Consider the following 22,851-nt stretch of genomic DNA (forward strand, 5'->3'; position numbering starts at 1 on the left):
CGCCAAACATTCTAGCCACTGGAGTTAGAAAACGCAATATCTATAACATTTTGAAAGGTGTGCAAGACGTGGAGAAGCAACTTGCAGGCTTACCAGTACAGGTTCACTTTGTAACGGAAATTCGTGAAGGAACGCGAAAGGAAACTATTGCTTTTGATGCAAATGGTCTATACTATGTAAAGGGTCAAAGTACATATGTAACGTTTCAAGAACTGAACGAACAAGGCGAAGTGAAGACAATTATTAAAATCCAAGATGATCAAGTTCTCATTATGCGTTCCGGTGCTGTTTCGATGCGCCAAACTCATAAAAAAGGTGAGTGGACAACAGGAACGTATACAAGTGAGCTTGGAACGTTTGCATTGCAAACGAAAACGGATAACGTCCTTTTTAAATGGTCGGAAGAAAAGAAAAAGGGACAACTCTTTCTAACGTATGCATTGCTTCTAAGTGAACAAGAAGCAGGCCGATATACAATTACCATTAATCTTAAGGAGGCACAATAATGAACTCTTTAGAACAAGTAAAAGAACTCATTAAAGAGGAAATTAAAGCTGCTGTAGTAAAAGCGGAATTAGCGACAGAAGAACAAATTACAAACGTTATATTAGAAACACCAAAAGATAAAGCAAATGGTGACTTCTCTACAAATACGGCGATGCAACTTGCACGTGTAGCGAAAAAAGCACCTCGTATGATTGCAGAAGAATTAGTTGCAAATTTTGATAAAGCAAAAGCTTCTATTGAAAAAATCGAAATTGCTGGCCCTGGTTTCATTAACTTCTATATGGATAACAGCTATTTAACAGATTTAATTCCTACAATTATTACAGCTGGCGAAGCATATGGTGAAACAAACACAGGTAAGAGCGAAAAAGTACAAGTTGAGTTCGTCTCTGCAAACCCAACAGGTGACCTGCACTTAGGTCATGCGCGCGGCGCAGCAGTTGGTGATACGCTATGTAACGTATTAGCAAAAGCAGGCTACGATGTATCTCGTGAATACTATATTAACGATGCAGGTAATCAAATTCATAACTTAGCGCTTTCGGTTGAAGCTCGTTACATGCAAGCGTTAGGTTTAGAAAAAGAAATGCCAGAAGACGGCTACCACGGTGCTGATATTATCGGAATTGGTAAGCACCTTGCAGAAGAATTCGGTGATCGTTACGTGCATGTAGATGCAGCAGAAAGCTATGAGTTCTACCGTCAGTACGGTTTAAAATATGAATTAGAAAAGCTTCAAAAGGACTTAGAAAGTTTCCGTGTAAATTTTGACGTTTGGTATTCTGAAACATCATTATATAAAAACGGTAAAATTGACGAAGCTCTTGCAGTATTAAAAGAGCGCGGTGAAGTGTTTGAAGAAGAGGGCGCAACATGGTTCCGTTCTACAACTTACGGCGATGATAAAAACCGCGTATTAATTAAAAATGATGGTTCTTACACATACTTAACGCCAGATATTGCATATCACCGTGATAAATTAGAGCGCGGTTTTGATAAATTAATCAATATTTGGGGTGCTGACCACCACGGCTACATTCCTCGTATGAAAGCAGCAATTCAAGCGCTTGGATACGATAAAGATACATTAGAAGTAGAAATCATCCAAATGGTACAACTATACCAAAACGGTGAAAAAGTAAAAATGAGTAAACGTACAGGTAAAGCTGTTACACTTCGTGAGCTTATGGAAGAAGTAGGCGTGGATGCAATGCGTTACTTCTTTGCAATGCGCAGCGGTGACTCTCATTTAGACTTTGATATGGACTTAGCGGTATCAAAATCAAATGAAAACCCTGTATACTATGCACAATATGCACATGCACGCGTATGCAGTATTCTTCGTCAAGGTGAAGAACTTGGTTTAGCTGCAGGCGGCGATGTGAATTACAAACTAGTTGCTTCTGAAAAAGAAGTAGACTTATTAAAGAAACTAGGAGAATTCCCAGCAGCAGTTGCAGAAGCAGCACAAAAACGTCTGCCGCACCGCATTACAAGCTATGCATTTGATTTAGCAGCAGCGCTTCATAGCTTCTACAATGCAGAAAAAGTATTAAACCAAGATAATTTAGAATTAAGTAAAGCTCGTTACGATTTAATGCGTGCAGTACGCATTACACTTCAAAATGCATTAGCATTAGTTGGAGTATCTGCACCAGAAAAGATGTAATGTAGAAAATGTCTACTTAGAAATGATATAAAAATATCTGATCAGTCGATAGACTGATCAGATATTAAAATAAGGAAATTGAAAAGTCACGAAGAAACATCACACGTATAGTTTGATGTTGGAAAATCATCCCTGAGAAATTGTTTTCAATTTTCTATTCTAGAGATACATGTGTCAAAAATGTGTTATATTGTTGACACAAAAAATAGAAAATATTGCTTTTTTGTAATTGTTCTAGAATAATAGGCTATTGGAAATAGTTTCTGTTTAAGGGGAATTGTTAGGAAATGACCTAATTGCTGTAATTAATGTTATTACAACTAAGTCACATATTTAAAATAACACTTCATCTAATCAAGTGTCTAAACGATTAGCAAGTAACTAGGGGTTACACGTCTAAAATATGCAAATTATAAAATGATAGAATGATAGAAGAACCCTCTCACTGTTTAGATAGGTGAGGGCATTTAGCCATGCATAGAGGTGGACAAAGTTTTTTCTTGCCATATGCAAGGGTGAAAATAAGGGTAGAAAGCGCGAATGCAGATCATGTTTTGTTCTGCATAACAACGACTGATATGTTGATAAATCAAAAGGAATCTATATAGTACGTGCGGTACAATTTAGTTTTTCATCATTTGATAAGGGTAATGAAAAGATATAAATCTTTCAATTTCGATAATATCATTAATTATGGATACATGTCAATATATCAATTTTTGGATTTTTATCTTTTTAGAAAAACTAATGTATATAAGTTCACTTTCATTCTTCGACATAGAACCCATTAGGCGAAGTACTTTTCTCAATGCACATTTATATACTCCAAAAATGAAAAGACCGACATTTGTATTTCTGTATGATGCATATGAACTCGGTCGACAATTACAATCTTTTTATTACCTCAAATTTCTAATGTATTCAGATTTGGAGAATATGACTATTATCCGTATAGATAAATAATAAATACTTCGTCCAGAGCGTTTTTACATCATATAGCGCTGAGGTTGAAATACTGCTTGTTTTCTTGCCAGTTTGTTTCGGTGTGTAGGTCGGTTTTGTATATCTAAATATAATGCGTTTTAACATATGACCGATTTCACTTCGATTCATGGTTACAGAAAATTTTTCTTCAATAAGGTTCTTTCGCACACGAGTATACTAGCCGGTTTAGGCTTATGTCGTACGCTATACTTTTTGTTCTTCTTCAGGAGAATCATTATAGAAGTTTGCTAAATGTATATTTGTTGCGAAACGGCTTGTCCATATTGCCCACATTAGATTTTTTACGTACTTAGCATTTTACGATGGATAGGAAGAAGTTTTGCAATCTCTACCACATAATACCCTTGCATAATAAGACGAATGATTATGATAGATCCTTTTAAAAGTTGTTCTATTGTTCGTCCATTTCTTTATTTGTTCTTTTTAAATAGTATAAATCAACAATTTCTCCGTTTAGACATATTAAAAAAATTAGATGAGTTTATATAGAAGTAGCATTTCGAGTTTTTAAGTAATAGAAGGGATGAAGAAAGAGAAAAAGATAACAATGGTTATTCAATATATACAATGAAATAATTCAATAGCATTGAGTAATAGAATCTTTGTTATAGTCTCTTCACCCCGAAAATTACCTATATTGTAATTTAAAGGGGGATTAACGCAAGGCATGCATTTAAAAAGAGTCACTTCGATTTTCTCAATTATAATGATTTTTATGTTTACTATAGGTCAGAGTTTAATGCCTATAATCGCAAATGCACAAGAGTTAAATACAGCAGGACTTGTGGATAGTTTTCAGATTGGTAAAACAAATCTACAGACCACCGAACGGACTAAAGTAACTGTAAACTTCAGTGGAAAAAATGGACTTAGGCTGAAGCCAGGAGACACACTAACATTAACACTGCCTCCAGAATTAAAAGGATTAGATAAAACGTTTCCTTTAGATGATTATGGTACTTGTAAAGTCACTGCAGGTACTGTTGTATGTACATTTAATGATAAAGTGAATACACATCAAAATATTAAAGGGTATTTAAACTTTTACGTGGAAGCCGCTAATGTAGGAACGGATCAAAAGAAGGAGATTGAAACCAATTTCGGTACAAATGTAAATAAGCAAACTGTAACGATTACCGGTCCAACCAGTGGTGGTGGTACAGATCCTGGAAAGCCACCGTTTTTTTATAAAACTGGTGATATGAACTCAGGTAAGGACGATGAAGTGCGTTGGTTCTTGAATATAAACTTAAATAAAGAAGAGTTAAGTCGCGATATTGTTGTGACTGATAATTTACAGGAAGGTCAAACACTTAATAAGGATAGTTTCTATATAATTATTGATGATTATCTAGGTCGTCGATCTTTAACGCTACAAGAGTTTGAAAAGCAACGTTACGGAACGATTACCCGTACTGGTGACAGATCATTTAAAGTTTTGCTTTATAGGGATAAAGCACGTCTTGCCTCCTTTACGATTGGTTATACATCTACTATAACGGAAGCTGGAAAGAAGCAAGATTATTTTAAGAATGATTATACGATTGATTACCAAGTTTATAACAAAGACACAGTTACTGAATCAGGTAGTTACCAAGTCGAAAATATGACAGCTGGTGGTGGCGCTAGCGGGGGATTTACCTTCAAAAGGAACGCTAAAAATTGTTAAGCACCTTGAAGGAAATAAAGACAAAGTAATCCCGAATGTTTCATTTAAGTTGTATAAAGAGTCGGATGAACAAGTTGGAGATGTATATACAACAGATGAAAAAGGTATAATCGAAATCAAAGATTTAACACCAGGTAAATATTATGTGCAAGAAGTTTCGGCGCCAAACTATATTGATTTTGACCCGCAGACAAAAGTAGCGTTTGAAGTGAAAGCAGATGCTGTAAACGGAATTGAACTACCGATTTCGAATAAAGTGAAAACTACATCTGTTGCAGGAACGAAGACTTGGAACGATAACAATGCACCAGATCGTCCAAAAACGATCAAAGTAGACTTACTACAAAACGGCACAGTGATTGCGACGCAAGAAGCAAGCGAAGCAACAGGCTGGAAGTATGAATTTAAAGATTTAACAGTCTACGATACAGATGGTAAAGAGTACAAGTATGAAGTAAAAGAACAACCAGTAAATGGATATGAATCCAAAGTGAATGGTTATGACATTACAAATACAAAAGTAGGAAAGACAAAAGTAGAAGGAACAAAAATATGGAAGGACGACAATGCGAAAGATCGTCCAACAATGATCAAGGTCGACTTACTACAGGACGGCCAAGTGATTGCGACACAAGAAGTAACAGCAGCAAATGATTGGAAGTATAAATTTGCAGATTTACCAGCTTATGATGCAAATGGAAAAGCCTACACGTATACAGTGAAAGAACAACCAGTGGCAGGATATGAATCCAAGGTGAATGGTTATGACATTATAAATACAAAAGTAGGCGAAACGAAAGTAGAAGGGACGAAGATTTGGAAGGATAACAACGCAACAGATCGTCCAGCAAAAATCACAGTTACCTTACTACAAAATGGTAAAGAAATCGCAACAAAAGAAGTAACAGCGGCAACAGATTGGAAGTACACATTTGAAAAACTACAAGCCTATGATGCAAATGGAGTAGCGTACAAGTATACAGTAAAAGAACAGGCAGTTGACGGATATAAATCCGAAGTAAACGGTACTGACATCACAAATACAAAAGTAGAAGGAACAAAGACATGGAAAGACGATAATGCAAAAAATCGTCCAACAATGATTAAAGTAGACTTACTACAAAACGGCAAAGTAATCGCAACACAAGAAGTAACAGCTGAAAAAAGCTGGAAGTATGAATTTAAAGATTTAGCAGCATATGATGTAGATGGCAAAGCATATAAGTATGAAGTAAAAGAACAGCCAGTAGATGGCTACAAAACAGAAGTAAAAGGTTATGACATTACGAATACAAAGATTCCGGAATGGACAGATGAAGATCCAAAAGGTCCAAACACAAATAGCGATTCAAAAGTTCCATCTAATAAAGAAAACAATAAGACGACAGTATTACTTCCTAAAACAGGAGGAACACCAGCGGAAATGATTTCAATTGTTGGAGGAATGGTATTGTTCGTTTTAGGTGGAATTCTATTCGCTCGTCAACGAATGAAACAATAAAAAGCTTTAGAGTATGACTGATAGCCCCTTTAGGGAATCATTCAAAAAACTTCATGGAAAGATGAAGAAAAGAATGAACCCTAAAGGGTTTTTTTCTATGTTGAAAACGGAAAGCTTTTTAAATGAAATCAGCGCGCTAAGGTTGAGTACCTCGGCGCGCTGATCTTGTTTTTTATGAGAGGGTTGTGTTTTTTGCTTATAGCTCTGTTAAAATAATCGGTTCGCCGCGAGTTACAACGATTGTATGCTCGCACTGTGCAACTAGGCTTTTATCTGGTGTGACAAATGTCCAGCCATCATCGCCGCGTTCGATAATATGATCTGCCCCCATAGATACAAATGGTTCTACCGCTATGACAAGTCCGTCTTTTAAGAGAGCGTTATCCGTTGGGTCGAAATAACTTAAAATATGATTTGGTGCTTCGTGTAAGCTAAGGCCGATGCCGTGCCCTGTTAAGTTTTCAATGACTTTATAGCCATTTTTACGAGCATCATTGTTAACCGCACGACCAATTTGATTTTGTTTTGCACCAGCTTTTACTTTTTTCATAGCTGCCCAAAATGCACTTTCAGCAGCAGCACAAAGTTTTTCTTTTGCTTCGTCTTGCCCAAGCACAAATGAAATACCTGTATCTGCATAGTAACCATCAAGTGCCGCAGATACGTCGACGTTTACTAAGTCGCCCTCTTTTAGAACACAGTCTCCCGGGATGCCGTGCGCAACTTCTTCATTGACGCTAATGCAAGTTGTACCTGGAAATTTATATTCTTTTTCAGGTGCAGAAATAGCACCGTGCTCATCTAATACTTTCTTACCGATTAAATCAAGTTCTTTCGTTGTCATACCTGGTTTCGCTTGTTTTTTCATTTCCTCGCGAGCAAGCGCAACGATGCGGCCGATTTTCCGTAAGCCTTCTAAATCTTGTTCATTGCGAATAATCATGAAAACCACTGTCCTTCCTCGAATGTACATCTTACATGATTGTATCATGTTTATTTTTGTCCTGCTACTGACGTGGAAAGTCGCTCATTTCAAGATTTCCTGACATTTGTCATATTCATGTCATGACGTATCGTACTGTTTTCCATCTCTTCCAATTTATACAATATAAATATAAGAACGACGGAGGTGGAGAAATGAAACAAATAATTGAAGTAAATGGTGTTTCAAAAACATTTAAACATAAAAAAGCAGTAAATAACGTTTCATTTACAGTAGCGAAAGGGGAAATCGTTGCATTACTTGGACCGAACGGAGCTGGTAAAACGACAACAATTTCGATGATGCTCGGATTAAGGGATCCTTCAGAAGGAAAAGTTTCAATCTTCGGTAAGAGCCCAAAACACCGAGATGTTCGCAATCGCCTTGGAGCAATGCTACAAGAAGTGAGCGTCATTGATAGTGTGTCAGTAGAAGAAGCAATTGATTTGTTTCGTAGTTATTATACGAATCCAATTGCAAAAGAAACATTACTTCAGCTATCCAATTTAGCATCAGAAAGAAAGCAAAGATGTGAAAAGTTATCTGGCGGTCAAAAAAGACGTTTAAACTTTGCACTCGCACTTGCTGGGAATCCCGATTTACTTTTCTTAGATGAACCAACAGTAGGGATGGACATTACGTCTAGAAAAAGCTTTTGGGATACAATTCGAAAATTAGCGGATGAAGGAAAAACAATAATTTTAACAACACATTATTTAGAAGAAGCGGATGCATTAGCAGATCGAATTTTATTATTTGGTAACGGTAAAATCATTGCGGATGGAACGCCAGATGAAATGAAAGCAACGATTTCTCAAAAAACAATCTCGTTTTATGCAAAAGAGGAACTGCCGACGAGCATGCTTCGCAGCTTACCTCATGTTACAAGTGTTCAGTGGCATGAAAACCGTGTGGTGCTGACAACGGATGATACGGATGCTACGCTTCGAGAAATTTTTCATAAAAACTTACCTGTTATGGATATTGCTGTTGAGCGAGGCAGCTTGGATGAAGCCTTTGAACAGTTTGTTGCCAATCAGAAGGAGGAAATCGCATGAGAGCGTTTTGGATGCAATGTAAAATAGAAATATTACGTACGTTTCGCAATAAATTATTTATCTTTTTCTCATTATTAATGCCGGTTATGTTTTACTATATTTTCACAAATGTCGTATCATCACCAGAAAACGGTGATGCATGGAAAGCGCACTATTTAATTTCGATGGCTACTTTTAGTATTGTAGGATCAGCACTCTTTGGCTTTGGTGGTCGCTTATCACAAGAAAAAGGGCAAGGTTGGACACAGCTTTTACAAATTACACCGCTGCCAGAAGGCGTGTATTTATTTGCAAAAATTGTTGCTCAAACGGTTGTAAATGCTTTTTCAATTGCAGTTATTTTTATCGCAGGTATATTAATAAATCATGTAGACTTAACGATTGGACAGTGGATTGGCGCTGGATTATGGTTATTAATTGGTGTTACACCATTTCTAGCAATTGGAACGATTATCGGTGCTATTAAGAAGGCTGATGCTGCTATGGGACTTGCGAATATGTTAAATATGTGTTTAGCGATTCTCGGTGGATTATGGATGCCAATTGAAATACTTCCAAAAACGTTGAGAAGTATTGGAGAATGGATGCCAACGTATCATTTCGGAAGCGGAGCTTGGGACATTGTTGCTGGTAAGACAATTGGCTGGGAAAATGCAGCCATTTTAGGAGGTTATTTTATCGCTTTTGTTGTACTATCAATATATATAAGAAAAAGACAGGAAGCGGTATAAAATGTTTGAAAAGAAGCAGTTTGAAATCTTTCCAAAGCATATGGGTTTTTTCCCTTATATATGGCTCGTATATTTGTTGTACCCTCTTTACTACTTGATGGGGCAATCAGGTTGGAAATTGCTATTAGGAGGCGGGATGCTTGCACTCTTTGTTATTGCATACCGCCAGCTTTATTTTGTACCGAAGAATTTTGTTATGTGGGCTTGCATTCAACTTGTAATTACATTCTTATTTGGTACGTTTTATGACCCATCTATGATTTTCTTTGGATTCTATACAGCAAACGCAATGGGGTTTGCTGCGACAAAAAAACAATTTCGATTGTTGTTTGTCTTTTTGATCGTAATGATTGGTTCTTTTATGTTGATGAACATACGTGAGTTTGCAAACACGTCTGCTATAACTGTAATCCCGATGTTTATTTTAATGATTGTTACACCTTTTGGTATGCGGAATTTTAATCAGAAAAAAGTATTAAGAACACAATTAAGTGAAGCAAATGAACAAATTCGTGATTTAGTGAAGCGCGAAGAACGACAGCGTATTGCAAGAGATTTACACGATACGTTAGGACATACGTTATCGCTTATTACATTAAAAGGCCAGCTTGTTGAGAAGCTTATTGTGAAAAATCCGGAACGCGCTTGTCTAGAGGCGAAGGAAATTACGCAAACATCAAGAACGGCGTTAAAACAATTGCGAGAATTAATTTCTGATATGCGGATGATTACTGTAGAAGAAGAGCTAGAGCAAGTGAAGGTGATTCTTCAAGCTGCTAGTATATCGTTAGAGGTGCAACAGGAGACAAGAACGGATGTATTATCGCCGCTAGAACAAAACATTGTAGGAATGTGTGTACGTGAAGCGGTGACAAATGTGGTGAAGCATAGTAAGGCAACAAAATGTACGATTACATTATTTGAAGAACAAGGGAAATTGGTTGTACAAGTAAAGGATAATGGCATTGGATTACAAAAAAATCATGATGGGAATGGTATTCTTGGCATGAGGGAGCGCTTGGCTCTTATTGATGGAGTGCTTCAATTAAATGATATTCATGATGGAACGATGTTAATGATACATGTCCCAATTGTCATAAGAACAGGGAAAGAAGGTGCGCGTGCATGATTCGAATCATCATTGCAGAAGATCAGCGTATGCTTCGCGGAGCGTTAGGAGCTTTGCTAGATTTAGAAGATGATATTGAAGTTGTTGGGCAAGCGGAAAACGGAGAAGAGGCTTTGCAGTTAATTGAAACATTACAGCCGGATATTAGTATTATGGACATTGAAATGCCGATTCAAAGCGGGCTGGATGTTGCTGAAACGTTACGGAAACAACAATCACCGTGCAAAGTTATGATTTTAACAACATTTGCAAGGCCTGGTTATTTCGAGCGGGCAATGAAAGCAAATGTACAGGGATATTTATTAAAAGATAGTCCGAGTGAGGATCTTGCAGCGGCAATTCGTAATGTTATGAATGGGAAACGAGAAATTTCTCCTGAGCTTATGTTTGGACTTTGGCAAGAACAAAATCCTTTAACAGATAGGGAAAAAGAAGTTCTTCTATTAGCGAAAGAAGGAAAAACGACAAATGAAATCGCCAAAATACTATACCTTTCATCTGGGACCGTTCGAAATTATATTTCGGATGTTTTAACGAAGCTAGATGCAAAAAATCGGATTGAGGCGATTGGGATTGCCGAAGAAAAAGGCTGGATATGAAAAAAGATGTTTACCAATGTGAATCGGTAAACATCTTTTTTTATCATTTTTCTTGGAATAATATTTCACCATGAATTAAATCAATAATGGCGTGACGGTTAATGACTTGATCATTATTTTCATATGTAAATATAATAACATCGGCATATGTGTAGCTGCCGTCTTGTTTTTTATAAATGACATTTTCACTAGTAAATTCTTTTTCTACCGCATCGTTTGGAATTTGAAGAGCATTTTGTAAGGAAGATTTTACTTCATTTTTCGACAAAAAATTTGTTATAGTAAGATTAGGTTGTTGTGCTAAATTTTGGGCAACTTTACCGCTGACAGTTGTAATTACTCTATTTTTATCTACTTTTACAATTAAGTCTTGACCGTATACTTTGTAGCTTTTATATGTTTGGGTAAGACATACTTCTGTTTGATTTTCTTTTGTTTCTTTTTATTTGTAAGTTGGAAAGCAACACTTTTTTCAGTGGTAACTTGTTCTTGTTGTGCTTTTGCCCTTTGTACTTCACCTTTTAAGTATTTTTTCGCAATATTTTCTTTCGTGTTGTTTTGGGGCTCTGTTAATTTGCCGATAGTTAGGCCAGGCTGAGCAACTTCGACTTGTACTTGGTTTTTATCAATTTCTTACGCATGAATTACTTCAGTTGATAAAGTAAGGAGCAGATCGAAAGAAAGAAGGGCACTAGTCATTTTTTATAATTCATCTCTAACACTCCTAATCTTGTATTTGTATGAGATGAATTGTAAGAGGAAATTGCTGAACTTTATATAAATTATACAATATTTCATATCGAAAATTGTCGAAATGGCATTATTATAGTGGTATGGCCATTTTTTTACTAAATTGCTATAAATGGGATGGTGGACGAATATGCACGCGCAAAAACTGGGAGTTGAAATTAAAAAGATTAGAGCAATGAGAGGTTTAACACAAAAGCAGTTATCTGATAACATATGTCATCAATCAGAAGTAAGTAGAATTGAATCAGGAGTAGTATATCCAAGTATGGATATATTGCAAGGAATTGCGGCGAAGCTACAAATACCCATCATTCATTTTTATGAAGTGCTAGCTTATTCTGATATTGAACGAAAAAAGCAGTTTAAAGATCATATTCAATCATTATGCAAACAAAAGAAATATGAAGAAATTTATAAAAAGGTATGGGATGAATTAAAGAAAGAAGAAGATCAGCCAGAGTTTCAACAGTTTCTTCTTTGGCACTATCACTTATCGGCATATGTGTTGAAAAAAGTGAATTATGAATACTGTATTTTGGAGTTAAAAAAAATAATAAATCAGCAATTAGTAGGTATCGATGTATTTCAAAATTTATATGTTGAAAATTCAATTGCAAATATTTATGCGGAAAATGGACATATTCAAAAAAGCCTCGAACTTTATCAAGATATTTTAAAACAGTTAGAGTCACTACATAGTAACGAGGAATTTGCGATAAAGGTTGGCTATAATTATGCTAAGACATTGTATGCAGATGAACAGTATGAACGAGCTCTTTATCACGTTGAAAAAGCAATTGAAACATCATGCCGCATTGGTAACATGGCACTCATTGGGCAATTATTTTATCAAAAAGGAGAATGTCTTGAAAAGTTAGGGCATTCAGAAGCTGAGATTAGAATTGCTTATGAAAAAGCGCTTTTCTTCTTTGAACTATTGGACTTACATTCTTATAAAAATACATTGTTAAACAAAATGAAAATTTAATTAGGTAAAAAATGGGTATGCATAATTGCATGTTTTATGGGTAAAATTTCATGTTATATTTAAAAAAAGACATAGGGGGAATGGAATATGAAGAAAGTTCTTGTTGGAAGTTTATTAACATTAGCAATGCTAGCTAGTATTTCATTTGGAAGTACGTTAGTAGAGCAAAATCAAGCAGTAACAAATCATAGCGATGTAGTACAATTAGCTTCAGATTTACCATATGAGCACTAAGATATAAAAACAACCGTCTAATCAAGGCGGTTGTTTCTTTTTTAGGTCTTATTTCCTCCTGTAATAATCTTCAGCATAAGTTTACCGTTCAAGTGTACTACTGCTTCGGCGTTTTATTCCCCGAATAGAGTCCGCTACTCATCTAAATCTTGATTCAGTTATTTCCATCTTGTAAAGGTCATTGTTTTTGCAGGAGAACAGTCCCACAATGTAAGTTTCATTTTATAGAAAAAAAGAAAGTAACGTTCCAATCCATTCTTTTCCTTTATCTAAAAGGGATAAAGAAGAAACATCGTCCATAGAAAGTAAAACGGATGCTTCTAAGTCTTGGTCAATTTCTTTTTTCACTTGTTCTAAAAATGGTGAGCCATATAATATACAATTAATTTCATGATTAATATATAAGCTTCGTTTATCAAAATTTGCCGTTCCAATATCACAAATACAGCCATCTACCATTATAATTTTCGCGTGAAAAAATCCATCTAGAAATTCATAAATATGACAGCCTGCTTGAATAAGCTTCCGGCAATATGGAAGTTTTGCTTCGCGAACGAATGGATGATCCGCTTTTTTAGGTACGAGTATCGTGATATGAACGCCTCTTTTTTGAGCGCGCAGCAATGCGTTCATTAGTTTTTTGCTAGGAATAAAATAGGGCGTACCAATATACAGCTCTTTTGTTGCCTTTTCAATAAGATTGAGAAAAGTTTGTTGTAAATATGCGCCGTCAGTTGGTACAAATTGATGAGAAGTTGCACCTTTTGTTAGTATTGGAAAATAATAATTTTCGTGCAATAAGTCTTCATTTGTATCATCGCGCCAATCGTGCAGAAACTGCGTTTGCAAATCTTGTACACCTTCTTCGGTAAGCCGTAGATGATAGTCACGCCAAGGCCCTAGTTCTTGGTCGTTCCCTAAGTATTCTTCCCCGATGTTGAAGCCTCCAATGTATCCAATTTTCCCATCAATAATTGTAATTTTTCTATGGTTTCTTTGGTTAACAGAGAAAAAGAGAAAGGGAAGGCGGATTTTATGACAAAATGAAAAGTGCACACCGCGCTTCTTTAACTTATGGATCATTTGTTTTGACAAATGATGGCTGCCGATTCGATCAAGGAGAAGGCGAACTTCAATACCTTGCTCTGCTTTTTCCATTAAAAGCTGTAAAAAGGTATGGCTAATCTCATCATTTTTTACGATAAAAAACAAAATATGTATATGATGTTTAGCGTGTTGTATATCAGTAAATAGTTCCTTATATAATGTTTGACCATATGTATACAGTTTAAAATTACTATGGCGTACAGGAAAGGAACGTGGTTTAAGGTTGTTTAAATGGATTTTTCTTCCGCACATAAAGTCGAAGGTTGCCCACAGTAAGAGAAAGATAAGGACGAGAAATAAAAAGCCCATGTAGTCATTCCCCCCTCTATATTCATTTATATCCCGCTATTTGCCCACACCTAAATATTCAGAGACTGTTGGCATCAATGGGAAAGGAAAAAACCTACTGATGGAAGTGTCGCTTTATAGTTTCACCGAAATAAAAAGCTTTATGAAAAAATATATTGTTGTATAACAAAAAACTGTTGACTGAATGCTCACTCATCATATAATGGGAGTAGGGGTAATAAATTCAGAAAATTATTTATTTTTGAAGATTCAAAAATAAAAAGTATACTACATGGAGAGGGGTTGGCAGAAATATGAATAGCTTATTAATTGTCAATTGGTTGGCGACAATCGCCGTCATAGCGTATGCAGCGTATTTATTTGTGTATCTTATCCGCACACGAATTACCTACATACAATTAGGAAAGAAAATAGAGTTTGATCGCCGTTTCAAAGAAAGATGGGATCTTATTAAAGGGAATGTCTTCGGACAAAAGAAGCTGCTCAAAGATAAAAAAAGCGGCATCATGCACGTTATGTTTTTTTACGGATTTATTCTTGTCCAGTTTGGAGCAATTGACTTCGTATGGAAAGGCTTAGCACCAGGATCACATCTTCCACTTGGACCACTATATTCTGCATTTACATTCTTCCAAGAAATCGTCACACTCATCATTTTAATCGCAGTCTTTTGGGCTTTTTATAGAAGGTATATTGAGAAGCTTGTTCGCCTAAAGAGGAACTTTAAAGCAGGACTTGTTTTAATTTTTATCGGCGGCTTAATGTTATCCGTTCTCCTTGGTAATGGAATGGGCATCATTTGGCATGGCGAGGAATTATCGTGGAGTGAACCAATCGCTTCTGCAATCGCTTACTTATTTTCTGGAATTGGAGAAACAGCTGCAATTGTCGTGTTCTATTTTGCATGGTGGCTGCATCTACTTATTTTGTTAACGTTTTTAGTTTACGTTCCGCAATCGAAACATGCGCATTTAATTGCAGGACCAGTAAATGTATACTTTAGCCGTTTAACAAACCCAGGGAAATTAGAAAAAATTGATTTTGAAGATGAAACGCAAGAAACATTTGGCGTTGGAAAAATTGAAGACTTCAAACAAACGCAGCTTATTGATTTATATGCATGCGTAGAGTGCGGCCGCTGCACGAATATGTGCCCGGCAACAGGAACTGGTAAGATGTTGTCGCCAATGGATTTAATTTTAAAATTGCGTGACCATTTAACAGATAAAGGTGCAGCAGTAACGTCGCGCGCACCGTGGGTACCAACCGTTGCATTTAACAATACAAAAGGCAACCAATTAGCGATGATGGCAGCTGGAGAGGGACAACATGAATCGGCAGCAACGCTCACATACAATCCAAGTTTAATTGGTGATGTCATTACTGAAACAGAAATTTGGGCTTGTACAACGTGCCGTAACTGTGAAGATCAATGTCCGGTTATGAACGAACACGTTGATAAAATTATTGATTTGCGCCGCTACCTCGTTTTAACAGAAGGAAAAATGGATCCAGAAGCGCAGCGTGCTCTGACAAATATCGAGCGTCAAGGAAACCCTTGGGGACTAAATCGTAAAGAGCGTGAAACGTGGCGTACGATGGAAGAAGAAGTTTCCATTCCAACTGTGAAAGAAAAAACGAAAGCAGGCGAAGAGTTTGAATACTTATTCTGGGTAGGTTCCATGGGATCCTATGACAACCGAAGCCAGAAAATTGCGTTATCATTTGCGAAGTTAATGAATGAAGCTGGTATTTCCTTTGCGATCCTCGGAAATAAAGAGAAAAACTCAGGAGATACACCGCGCCGCCTTGGAAATGAATTTATTTTTCAAGATATGGCGAGTAAAAATATTGAAGAATTCGAGAAAGCAGGTGTGAAGAAGATTGTTACGATCGATCCGCATGCGTATAACACGTTTAAAAATGAGTATCCAGACTTTGGCTTACAAGCAGAAGTCTATCATCATACAGAATTGTTAGCACAGTGGGTGAAAGAAGGGCGCTTAAAGCCAGTTCACCGCGTAGAAGAAACGATTACGTATCACGATTCCTGTTATTTAGGACGTTATAACGAAGTATATGAAGCGCCGCGCAATATTTTAAAAGCGATTCCAGGTGTGAAGCTTGTTGAAATGGAACGTAATCGCGAAACGGGAATGTGCTGCGGAGCTGGCGGCGGTCTGATGTGGATGGAAGAGACGGCTGGTTCGCGCATTAACGTGGCACGTACCGAACAAGCACTTTCTACATCGCCGACGATGATCGGTACGGGCTGCCCGTATTGCTTAACGATGATCAGCGATGGTACGAAGGCGAAAGAAGTAGAAGAGCGCGTGCAAACGCTTGATATAACAGAGATTTTAGAGCGCTCTGTCATCGGGCCGAAGAAAGAAGCAATGTAACATATAAGAATCCGTACAACTTTAGATAAAAGGAGGTGCAAACAGTGCACCTCTTTCTCACAACAGCTGCACTGAACGAGCGTTCAATCAACGCCGTAATAAGAAGAAATGGGGGAATATGTTTTGACAAGAACAGTAATTTTAAGTGCTGCAAGAACACCTGTTGGAAAGTTTGGGGGAGCTTTAAAGGATGTAAAGGCAACGGAGCTTGGAGGAATTGCAATTGGAGCGGCATTAGAGCGCGCGAATGTTGTAGCAAGTGATATTGAAGAAGTTGTATTTGGGGCGGTTATTCAAGGAGGACAAGGGCAAATTCCATCGCGTCAGGCTGCTAGAGAAGCAGGGATTCCGTGGGAGACTCGCACAGAAACAGTGAATAAAGTTTGTGCATCCGGACTTCGTGCTGTAACGTTAGCAGATCAAATTATTCGTACTGGCGATCATTCGTTACTTGTAGCAGGCGGCATGGAATCGATGAGCAATAGTCCATATATTTTACGCGGCGCACGCTGGGGATATCGTATGGGACATAACGAAGTTGTCGACTTAAACGTGGCAGATGGTTTAACGTGCTCATTTACTGGCATACATATGGGTGTGTACGGCGGCGATGTTGCGAAAGAAGACGGCATTTCCCGTGAAGTGCAAGACGAATGGGCATATAGAAGTCATATGCGTGCGACCCAAGCGCAAAAGGAAGGCCGCTTTGAAGAAGAAATTGTCCCTGTATCTGTGCCGCAGCGAAAAGGGGGACCGGTAGTCGTAGCGCACGACGAAGCACCGCGCGAAGATACAACCGTTGAAAAATTAGCAAAGCTAAAACCTGTATTTGATAAGGATGCAGCGGTTACGGCTGGGAACGCACCAGGTTTAAATGATGGAGCAGCGGCGCTCGTATTAATGAGTGAAGAGCGTGCGAAGGCAGAAGGAAGAAAACCCCTTGCAACGATTTTAGGGCATACAGCAATTGCGGTGGAAGCAAAGGATTTTCCGAGAACACCAGGCTATGCCATTAACGAGTTATTAAAGAAAACAGGCAAGAAAGTGGAAGACATTGATTTATTTGAGATTAATGAAGCGTTTGCTGCTGTAGCAATTGCAAGTGCAAATATTGCAGGCATTGATCCAGAGAAGATTAACGTAAACGGCGGAGCAGTTGCGATGGGGCATCCAATTGGAGCAAGCGGGGCGCGCATTATCGTGACTCTTATTCATGCATTGAAGCAGCGCGGCGGCGGAATCGGGATTGCTTCTATTTGCAGCGGCGGTGGTCAAGGCGACGCAATCATGATTGAGGTTCAGTAAAAAAGGGGGCTATAAACATGACAGTACAAAAGATTGTCGTAATTGGTTCGGGGCAAATGGGTTCTGGAATTGCACAGGTGTGTGCGATGGCAGGTTATGACGTATATATGCAAGATTTAAAACAAGAGCAGTTAGACCGCGGAATCGGGATTATTACTAAAAATTTATCTAGACAAGTCGAGAAGGGCCGCATGAGCGAAGAGGATAAGCAGGCAACGTTAAATCGTCTGACAGCAACGCTTACGCTAGATTGTGTAAAAGAAGCAGACCTTGTCATCGAAGCGGCTGTGGAAAGAATGGACATTAAAAAGCGAATTTTTGCGAACTTAGATGAATTAGCACCGGAGCATACGATTTTGGCAACAAATACATCTTCGCTGCCAATTACTGAAATTGCAGCTGTTACAAATCGTCCAGAAAAAGTCATCGGTATGCACTTTATGAATCCAGTTCCGGTTATGAAGCTTGTCGAAATTATTCGCGGCTTAGCAACAGAGGACGCTGTATATGAAACGATTGAGGATATTACAAAAAAAATCGGCAAAGTCCCAGTTGAAGTAAATGACTTCCCAGGGTTTGTTTCTAATCGTATTTTATTGCCAATGATTAACGAGGCAATTTATACGCTATATGAAGGCGTGGCAACGAAAGAAGCAATCGATGAAGTCATGAAGCTTGGCATGAATCATCCGATGGGACCGTTGACACTTGCTGATTTTATCGGTTTAGATACGTGTTTATACATTATGGAAGTACTGCATGAAGGATTAGGAGATAGCAAATATCGACCATGCCCGCTCCTACGTAAATATGTGAACGCAGGCTGGTTAGGACGTAAGACAGGACGCGGTTTTTACGTTTATGAATAATAAACACCTTTTTCGGTGTACTAGTGGTCTTACTAAATCGTTCAATCACAATAGAAAATAATTTGAGGTGGAGTAGATGAACTTTCAATTTACAGAAGAGCAGCAAATGATGCGGAAAATGGTTCGGGACTTTGCCGGGAAGGAAATTGCTCCCTTTGTTCCTATTATGGAACAAGGGGTGTTTCCTAGAGAAGTCCTAAAGAAAATGGGTGAGCTTGGACTAATGGGGATACCGATTCCAGCGAAATACGGCGGAGTGGAAATGGACTTTATTTCGTATATTTTAGCCATTCATGAAATTTCAAAAGTAAGCGCTACCGTAGGGGTGATTTTAGCGGTACATACCTCTGTTGGAACGAATCCTATTTTATATTTTGGAACAGAAGAGCAAAAACAAAAATATCTTCCAAAGTTGGCAGCGGGTGAATATTTAGGGGCATTTGCATTAACAGAGCCAGGCGCTGGATCAGATGCTGGGAGCCTGAAATCAAGGGCAGTTAGGCACGGTGATGAGTACGTTATTAACGGCTCAAAAGTATTCATCACAAACGGCGGCGAAGCGGATACATATATCGTGTTTGCTTCTACAAATCCAGATGCGGGTACGCGCGGGATATCGGCATTTATTGTCCCAAAAAATACACCGGGTTTAATTGTTGGAAAAGATGAACACAAAATGGGGTTATTAGGTTCTCGTACAGTGCAATTAACGTTTGAAGATATGAAAGTTCCTGCTGAGAATTTGCTTGGCGAAGAAGGCCAAGGTTTTAAAGTGGCGATGGCAAATTTAGATGTTGGTCGCATCGGTATCGGGGCACAGTCACTTGGCATCGCTGAAGCAGCGCTGGAGTGTGCTACTGATTATGCGAAAGAGCGTCATCAATTTGGCAAACCAATTGCTGCGCAGCAAGGATTAGGATTTAAGCTAGCGGATATGGCAACAGCTGTCGAAGCAGCTCGCCTGCTCGTATACCGCGCTGCATCACTAAGAGCACAAGGTCTACCATGCGGAAAGGAAGCATCAATTGCAAAATTATTTGCTTCCAAAACAGCAGTAGAAGTTGCTGTTGAAGGTGTGCAGGTGCTTGGTGGTTATGGCTATACAAAAGAGTATCCTGCGGAGCGCTTCTTCCGCGATGCAAAAATATGTGAGATTTATGAGGGAACAAGCGAGATTCAGCGCTTAGTTATTAGTAGAGCGCTTTAAGGGGGAAATAGAGATGCATTTTAAACTATCAGAAGAGCACGAAATGATTCGGAAAATGGTTCGTGACTTTGCGAGAAATGAAGTGGCACCAACGGCAGCGGAGCGCGACGAGGAAGAACGCTTTGACCGCGCTTTATTTGATCAAATGGCGGAGCTTGGCTTAACTGGTATTCCGTGGCCTGAAGAGTACGGCGGAATTGGAAGCGATTACTTAGCTTATGTGATTGCGGTAGAAGAGCTGTCACGTGTTTGCGCATCTACAGGTGTAACGTTATCGGCGCATACATCGCTTGCAGGATGGCCAATTTTAAAATTTGGTACAGAGGAGCAAAAACAGAAATATTTACGTCCGATGGCAGAAGGAAAGAAAATTGGCGCTTACGGCTTAACAGAGCCGGGTTCAGGCTCTGATGCTGGTGGAATGAAAACAACAGCAAAGCGTGACGGCGATCATTATATTTTAAACGGTTCGAAAATTTTCATTACAAATGGCGGAATTGCGGATATTTATGTTGTGTTTGCACTGACAGATTCAGAGTCAAAGCAGCGCGGAACAAGTACATTTATTGTGGAAAGCAATGCGACTGGATTTTCTGTTGGAAAGAAAGAGAGCAAGCTTGGTATTCGTTCTTCACCGACGACGGAGATTATATTTGAAGATTGCCGCATTCCTGCCGAGAACTTACTTGGCGAGGAAGGCGAAGGATTTAAAATTGCAATGCAAACGTTAGACGGCGGCCGTAATGGTATTGCCGCGCAAGCGGTTGGTATCGCACAAGGCGCACTTGATGCTGCTGCTGATTATGCGAAGGAACGCCATCAGTTTGGGAAACCAATTGCCGCGCAGCAAGGAATTGGCTTTAAACTAGCGGATATGGCGACGGGAGTAGAGGCGGCGCGCTTGTTAACATATCAAGCGGCTTGGCTTGAATCAGAAGGTTTGCCGTATGGAAAAGAATCAGCAATGTCGAAATTATTTGCAGGAGATACAGCAATGAAAGTGACAACAGAGGCTGTGCAAGTATTTGGAGGGTACGGTTATACAAAAGATTATCCAGTGGAACGCTTTATGCGCGATGCAAAGATTACACAAATTTACGAAGGGACGCAAGAAATTCAGCGTCTTGTTATTTCACGCATGTTAACAAAGTAGAAGTGATAAGAAGCGTAGGAGCCTCCTACGCTTCTTCCTGCAAAATGATAGAAAAGGGGTGAAGGAGATGGTTAAGCACAATGTACAAGCATCTGTGAAAGATGAAAGACTCATTGCACTTCGGCGTGAACAAATGATTAAAGGTGCTGTGCAGCTCTTTAAACAAAAAGGATTTCCGCGCACAACAACGAGAGAAATCGCAAAGGCAGCAGGCTTTAGCATTGGTACACTCTATGAATATATTCGAACGAAAGATGATGTGCTTTATTTAGTGTGTGATAGTATTTATGAACATGTAAAAGAGCGCTTAGAGCAAGTGCTTTGCAAAGGAAAAGGCAATGTTGATAGTTTAAAAGCAGCGATTACAAATTACTTTAAAGTTATGGATGAATTGCAAGAAGAGGTTCTTATTATGTATCAAGAGGTTCGTTTTCTATCAAAAGAATCGCTGCCTTACGTATTAGAGAAAGAATTTCAAATGGTAGGAATGTTCGAAGATATTTTACAGCAATGTGTTCAAAATAAAGTATTTACTTTAACAAAAAAAGAGATTCAACTGCTTGCTCATAATATTTTTATTCAAGGACAAATGTGGGGATTTCGTCGCTGGGCGTTGCAGAAACTTTATACATTGGAAGAGTATACAGAGATGCAAATTCGCTATGTATTAAATGGTGCTCATATGATTCAAAATGAAAAAGGAAAATAACCTTCCATATGCAGAGGGAATCACTTTATGATTCCCTGTTTTTTTTGTGGCATATTTGGTGCAGTTTTGTTTATAATGAATAGTATGGATTTTTTTTGAACAGGCCTTTATATAATTAGGATATATTTTAAGAAAGGAAGTGCCGCACAAGTGAATTTAAAGCAATTTTCACCAGAAGAGCTAAAAGAATTGTCCATGATCGAAGTTGTACATAGCTTGTTAGAGGGCAAAAAACAAGCAACACCGTTTCATGATTTAGTTCAAGAAACTGCTCAATTACTGGAACTATCTGAAGAACAAGTTGCTGCGAAAATCGCGCAATTTTATACAGATTTAAATATCGATGGGCGCTTTATCAACCTTGGAGAAAATCGTTGGGGATTGCGTGGATGGTACCCATACGAGCAAATTGATGAAGAAATTTTACCTCAACCGAAGCCTAAGAAGAAACGTAAAGCTGAGGAAGATGAGTTAGATGACTACATCGAAGAAGATGCTGATTTCGAAGACGATGGCGACATCGAAGAAGAAGATGTAGAAGATGTAGAAGATCTTGATGAACTTCTTGATGAAGAAGAAGAAGATGATCTTGATGACTTAGATGAAGAAGAAGATAATGATGATTTCGTTGAGGAAGATGAATTAGAATACGACGAATCAGAAGAAGAAGAGGAAGAGTTGTAGTTCTTGACTTTTCATTATCGTCCATGTAGAATCATTTTTGGGCTCTTTAAAAAAGACGATAATAACTTTTACGTGTAAATATAAAAGAAAATTGCTCCCTATTTATTACTTTTGGTGATAAAGGGAGCAATTTTCTTTTTTGTTTTTTGTTTAGAAAAATGAAAGAGTCTAACAATAAGATAAGGTAAGTGTTAGCTACATACGCTGCGATTTGCAGCGGTAATTATATAACAGCAAAGTAGAAGGGAGCACATTCATGACTAAGTATATTTTTGTAACAGGCG

Annotated in this window: 17 protein-coding genes and 4 pseudogenes; 17 read left to right on the plus strand and 4 right to left on the minus strand. The window is 38.2% G+C overall.

Going from position 1 to position 22,851, the window contains the following annotated elements:
• The first annotated feature begins 68 nt into the window (after positions 1–68).
• Together V7024_RS07205 and argS are read left to right on the plus strand one after the other, a co-directional pair.
• Complete coding sequence (locus tag V7024_RS07205; RefSeq protein ID WP_020059763.1) at positions 69–506, plus strand: DUF1934 domain-containing protein; 438 nt, start codon at positions 69–71, stop codon at positions 504–506.
• Positions 506–2,176, plus strand: coding sequence for an arginine--tRNA ligase (argS, locus tag V7024_RS07210; protein WP_335517640.1), 1,671 nt, complete (start codon positions 506–508; stop codon positions 2,174–2,176). Before V7024_RS07205 ends, argS begins: the two co-directional genes overlap by 1 nt.
• Before the next feature lie 921 nt (positions 2,177–3,097).
• On the opposite strand, the gene V7024_RS24360 is transcribed toward argS, so the two are convergent.
• The gene (locus tag V7024_RS24360; RefSeq protein WP_438824447.1) at positions 3,098–3,328 is read right to left on the minus strand and encodes a winged helix-turn-helix domain-containing protein; all 231 of its coding nucleotides are present in this window, start codon (positions 3,326–3,328) and stop codon (positions 3,098–3,100) included.
• A 520-nt stretch (positions 3,329–3,848) separates the two neighbouring features.
• On the opposite strand from V7024_RS24360, the pseudogene V7024_RS24365 reads away from it, so the two are divergent.
• Positions 3,849–6,213 (plus strand): annotated as a pseudogene (locus V7024_RS24365) (Cna B-type domain-containing protein); the annotation flags it as partial.
• Between the two features lie 42 nt (positions 6,214–6,255).
• Positions 6,256–6,351: pseudogene (locus tag V7024_RS24370) on the plus strand (Cna B-type domain-containing protein); the annotation flags it as partial.
• Positions 6,352–6,547: 196 nt separating this feature from the next.
• Here the strand turns inward: V7024_RS24370 and map are convergent.
• Positions 6,548–7,342, minus strand: a complete 795-nt coding sequence (gene map / locus V7024_RS07225; protein WP_335517649.1) for a type I methionyl aminopeptidase — start codon at positions 7,340–7,342, stop codon at positions 6,548–6,550.
• A 146-nt stretch (positions 7,343–7,488) separates the two neighbouring features.
• Between map and V7024_RS07230 the strand changes: the two genes are divergently transcribed.
• Genes V7024_RS07230 through V7024_RS07245 form a run of 4 tightly spaced genes read left to right on the plus strand, consistent with a single transcriptional unit; the run spans position 7,489 to position 10,850 of the window.
• Complete coding sequence (locus tag V7024_RS07230; RefSeq protein WP_335517652.1) at positions 7,489–8,391, plus strand: ABC transporter ATP-binding protein; 903 nt, start codon at positions 7,489–7,491, stop codon at positions 8,389–8,391.
• Positions 8,388–9,122, plus strand: coding sequence for an ABC transporter permease (locus V7024_RS07235; protein ID WP_335517655.1), 735 nt, complete (start codon positions 8,388–8,390; stop codon positions 9,120–9,122). The genes V7024_RS07230 and V7024_RS07235 overlap by 4 nt, the downstream gene beginning before the upstream one ends.
• A gap of 1 nt (position 9,123) precedes the next feature.
• Entirely contained in the window at positions 9,124–10,251 is a 1,128-nt protein-coding gene (locus V7024_RS07240) for a sensor histidine kinase (RefSeq protein ID WP_335517658.1), read from the plus strand.
• Positions 10,248–10,850, plus strand: coding sequence for a response regulator transcription factor (locus V7024_RS07245; RefSeq protein ID WP_335517661.1), 603 nt, complete (start codon positions 10,248–10,250; stop codon positions 10,848–10,850). The genes V7024_RS07240 and V7024_RS07245 overlap by 4 nt, the downstream gene beginning before the upstream one ends.
• Positions 10,851–10,896: 46 nt before the next feature.
• Here the strand turns inward: V7024_RS07245 and V7024_RS07250 are convergent.
• Positions 10,897–11,549, minus strand: a pseudogene (locus V7024_RS07250) (M4 family metallopeptidase); the annotation flags it as partial.
• 181 nt (positions 11,550–11,730) lie between these two features.
• Between V7024_RS07250 and V7024_RS07255 the strand changes: the two are divergent.
• Both V7024_RS07255 and V7024_RS07260 read left to right on the plus strand, forming a co-directional pair.
• Positions 11,731–12,588 carry a helix-turn-helix domain-containing protein gene (locus V7024_RS07255; RefSeq protein WP_335517664.1) on the plus strand — a complete coding sequence of 286 codons (858 nt, stop codon included), beginning with the start codon at positions 11,731–11,733 and terminating at the stop codon, positions 12,586–12,588.
• Positions 12,589–12,675: 87 nt separating this feature from the next.
• Positions 12,676–12,822 (plus strand): quorum-sensing peptide PapR, encoded by a 147-nt coding sequence (locus V7024_RS07260; RefSeq protein ID WP_335517667.1) that lies wholly within the window; start codon positions 12,676–12,678, stop codon positions 12,820–12,822.
• A gap of 222 nt (positions 12,823–13,044) precedes the next feature.
• Here the strand turns inward: V7024_RS07260 and cls are convergent, their stop codons facing one another.
• Positions 13,045–14,238, minus strand: coding sequence for a cardiolipin synthase (cls, locus tag V7024_RS07265; RefSeq protein WP_335517670.1), 1,194 nt, complete (start codon positions 14,236–14,238; stop codon positions 13,045–13,047).
• Between the two features lie 293 nt (positions 14,239–14,531).
• Here cls and V7024_RS07270 point away from each other — a divergent pair, with 293 nt between their 5' ends.
• The 7 genes and pseudogenes from V7024_RS07270 to rpoE all read left to right on the plus strand — a co-directional run bounded on the left by V7024_RS07270 (position 14,532) and on the right by rpoE (position 22,567).
• Positions 14,532–16,640 (plus strand): (Fe-S)-binding protein, encoded by a 2,109-nt coding sequence (locus V7024_RS07270; RefSeq protein ID WP_335517673.1) that lies wholly within the window; start codon positions 14,532–14,534, stop codon positions 16,638–16,640.
• 129 nt (positions 16,641–16,769) lie between these two features.
• A pseudogene (locus tag V7024_RS07275) lies at positions 16,770–17,945 on the plus strand (acetyl-CoA C-acetyltransferase); the annotation flags it as partial.
• 17 nt (positions 17,946–17,962) lie between these two features.
• Positions 17,963–18,814, plus strand: coding sequence for a 3-hydroxybutyryl-CoA dehydrogenase (locus tag V7024_RS07280; RefSeq protein ID WP_335517680.1), 852 nt, complete (start codon positions 17,963–17,965; stop codon positions 18,812–18,814).
• 76 nt (positions 18,815–18,890) lie between these two features.
• On the plus strand, positions 18,891–20,021 hold the full coding sequence (locus V7024_RS07285; protein ID WP_335517683.1) for an acyl-CoA dehydrogenase: 1,131 nt from the start codon (positions 18,891–18,893) through the stop codon (positions 20,019–20,021).
• A 13-nt stretch (positions 20,022–20,034) separates the two neighbouring features.
• Positions 20,035–21,174: an acyl-CoA dehydrogenase gene (locus tag V7024_RS07290; protein WP_335517685.1), complete on the plus strand. Its 1,140-nt coding sequence runs from the start codon at positions 20,035–20,037 to the stop codon at positions 21,172–21,174.
• A 67-nt stretch (positions 21,175–21,241) separates the two neighbouring features.
• Positions 21,242–21,883 (plus strand): TetR/AcrR family transcriptional regulator, encoded by a 642-nt coding sequence (locus tag V7024_RS07295; RefSeq protein ID WP_335517687.1) that lies wholly within the window; start codon positions 21,242–21,244, stop codon positions 21,881–21,883.
• Positions 21,884–22,033: 150 nt separating this feature from the next.
• Complete coding sequence (gene rpoE, locus V7024_RS07300) at positions 22,034–22,567, plus strand: DNA-directed RNA polymerase subunit delta (RefSeq protein WP_335517691.1); 534 nt, start codon at positions 22,034–22,036, stop codon at positions 22,565–22,567.
• Positions 22,568–22,851: the final 284 nt, after the last annotated feature.

The sequence above is a fragment of the Bacillus sp. JJ864 genome, from assembly GCF_036963045.1.
In the GTDB taxonomy this organism is placed as follows: domain Bacteria; phylum Bacillota; class Bacilli; order Bacillales; family Bacillaceae_G; genus Bacillus_A; species Bacillus_A pseudomycoides_C.